We start from the raw sequence: 2,578 nt of genomic DNA, 5'->3' as shown, positions 1-2,578 counted from the left end.
CCGTGTGCTCGTCCGATCTCCACTGAGGCGCGGTGGTTGTCGCGGTGCCCATCAGCGGGTCGAAGGTGTCAGATTCCGAGTGCCGAGCTGGTCGCCGAGTTCACCGAGGTCGAGACGGGGAAGGGCGCTGATGCTCTTGATTGTCGCCCACAGCTCGCCGCATCTCTCGCTGCAGCGCGCGGCAACGAGAAGGCCACCCCCGTCGCCGTCGCCAAGCTTGATCGACTGTCTCGTGACGTGCATTTCGTCAGCGGCCTGATGGCGCACAAGACGCCGGACATAGGACAACGAACCCAAGTTAACGAGGCCGCGCGATCAGGGCGCGAGCACTCCCTTCCCCTCGAGGCGGCCACGCGGCGTCGGTCATGTCCGGCTCTACAGCCTTTCCCGCAGGCGCTTCCGGGCTGCCCGGCCGCGACGGGTCTGGATCCATCCGACGAGCCGCCTCCACCAGGGCTTAGCGCGCTCTTCCAGCGCGGCATATTTGGCTATCGGCTTTTCGGCTTTTGCTCGCTCAGCGGCCAGTTCGGCGAGTTGAGCATCTCGTTCAGCTAAGTCGGCCGCCTGCCTTTCTTCCCGGTTCTGACGCAGTTCGTCGTTCGCCGGCGCCTCGGCGGGCAGCTCGAGAAGGCCCTTGAGCTCCGCTCCAGGGGCCGCGAACGCGACGGCCATGTCGTTCGTTGCGGCCGTTTCAGGCGTTGCGCTCGTTTCAGGCCGTTCCGAAGCCTCCGGAGTGGCCGTTGCATTCTGTCCCATGGGACGCTCGTCGGGCCGTTGGGGCTCGAAGACGCGGAACAGTTCGACCGGATCGATCGCGAAACCGCCGTCATCCATCCTCTGCGCCGGAAGCCTGCCTGCCTGAATGGCGCGCCAGATGTCGATTTTGCTCGTTTCGGTCCGTTCCGCTGCATCCTGAAGGCTCAGAGAGGTCATCGTCCGGTCCCCATGTGACGTTTGCGGGAGCGTTAGCCTATGAACCGCAGCCACCAAGGCCGCGAACGCTCGGCGGCGAGCGTCGTCAGCCTATCCGCCGTTCGGCGGCCAGATCGCCGGCATGCCGGGCGGTCAGTTCGGCGGTTTCGGCCGCCTGCCTTTCGGCCCGCGCTTCGGCAGCGGCAAGCTGCGCCTTCAGGGTCTCGGTTTCGGCTTTCAGGGTTTCAATGTGGGCTTCGAGGGCGTGCAGCAGCGCCGAAGCGTCCGGACGGACGAGTGGGGCGCCATGGGGGCGCCAGTCGTCCGGCACCCGGACGCGCGTCCGGCCGTCGTTGCCCGGCATGCGCGCCCATTTTCCTCGAATTGCCCGTCGCCTAGCGGCCTCTGGGGTGACGCCGAGCCGGACAGCCGCCTGTTCGTAGGTGAGCCATTCCCCGTCCATTCGTCCGCCCGTCCGTCACCCGCGCGACACCCGTGCAGTTGACCATGCACTGTCATGGTTGATGAAGGCTTAAACGCCGCGCGCTGAGGGACTTATGGCCAGACTTTCACGCAGTACGGCTTTATTTGCGGGCCTTCGCCTCCGCCTCCGCCTCCAAGAAAATCCGCACGCGCGCATTCAAGGCGAAAATCGACTTCACAGCGGAGACGACAGCTCTCAGAAAGGAGATCGTCGCCCGGATAGCCCGCAAAACGATGGCGGCGATCGAGGCATGAGATGTTTCGGATGGCTGCGCCGGCGAGACGGGAAAAGCGTTGCTGTTGCGAAATCGCGCGAGCAGGCCGAGCCTGAGCCGGTCGATCCGATCGCCGAGCTGCTTGACTTGGTCGGCGAAGATTCCCGGACAGCGGACGCCTCAATGGGACCGCGGCGCTCTGGAGCGGGGTGGCGGCATCTTGCTCTCCCAAAGCCCGAGCCCGAGTTCGATGAGCCGTTCTAGGCATCTCGTGGCACTGTATAACGGGGCGCGCGGGGGCGAAGTTTGAGCATGGAGTGGGGTCGAAAATGCCTCGCGCGCACCCCGCGCCTATATCTTAACACCGTTCATGACACTTGCTCCAGTGCGAGCGCCAGCTTGTCGCGCAAGTTCGGCGGCGAGTCGAACTTCACGCAGACTATTCCAGGCACAGTCATAACTACAACTAATGTTATAAACGTTATTTTAGCCTGCAAATTCTTGTCTTCGGCTTCCGCAGGATTATGTTCAACCGCAAGAGGCGCGACGCTGGGTGGCTCTCGAGATCGGCAATGGCCATGCGCACAAGGATCACGCGTGTCGACGGGCGATGCGAACACTAAGCGGTTCGGGCTCGCGCCAGGCGATTTGCCGCGTGTCGAACCGTCCGACGCGTCGAGGAAGTCGATCGAAACGAATTTCGCGGAGGCCGAGTGATGCGCCGAGGCGTGAGGGCGAACCTGGAAACAAAGAGTTCGCCTCCCCAGGCCGACTATCGTCTGGGAACTTCGTATGCGCTCGCGACCGCGATCCTCCTGGCCCTCCAGCCGCCCTTTTCCGCTCCGGCGGCGCGGAACCTCACCTCCATAGATTTCATGGGCTTCACCCAGTGCGCGTTGCTGTTTTCCGTCCCGCTGCTGATCGCGCAAGCCGATAGTCGCCGCGACTTCGCCGTCATCCTGCTCGAC

Annotated in this window: 3 protein-coding genes and 1 pseudogene; 2 read left to right on the top strand and 2 right to left on the bottom strand. The window is 64.0% G+C overall.

Annotated features, from left to right (window positions below; genetic code table 11):
• Positions 1 to 276, top strand: a pseudogene (locus ACLP25_RS25310) (hypothetical protein); the annotation flags it as partial.
• A gap of 99 nt (positions 277 to 375) precedes the next feature.
• On the opposite strand, the gene ACLP25_RS25305 reads toward ACLP25_RS25310, so the two are convergent.
• Positions 376 to 672 (bottom strand): hypothetical protein, encoded by a 297-nt coding sequence (locus ACLP25_RS25305; protein ID WP_442471878.1) that lies wholly within the window; start codon positions 670 to 672, stop codon positions 376 to 378.
• A gap of 346 nt (positions 673 to 1,018) precedes the next feature.
• Complete coding sequence (locus tag ACLP25_RS25300; protein WP_442471877.1) at positions 1,019 to 1,276, bottom strand: hypothetical protein; 258 nt, start codon at positions 1,274 to 1,276, stop codon at positions 1,019 to 1,021.
• A 1,050-nt stretch (positions 1,277 to 2,326) separates the two neighbouring features.
• On the opposite strand from ACLP25_RS25300, the gene ACLP25_RS25295 reads away from it, so the two are divergent.
• The coding region (locus ACLP25_RS25295; protein WP_442471876.1) for a hypothetical protein at positions 2,327 to 2,578 on the top strand (252 nt) is incomplete at its 3' end.

The sequence above is a fragment of the Roseiarcus sp. genome (assembly GCF_052145395.1).
Taxonomy (GTDB): domain Bacteria; phylum Pseudomonadota; class Alphaproteobacteria; order Rhizobiales; family Beijerinckiaceae; genus Roseiarcus.
Note: the sequence above shows the minus strand (reverse complement) of the source record. Positions and strands in the feature narration are given on the sequence as shown.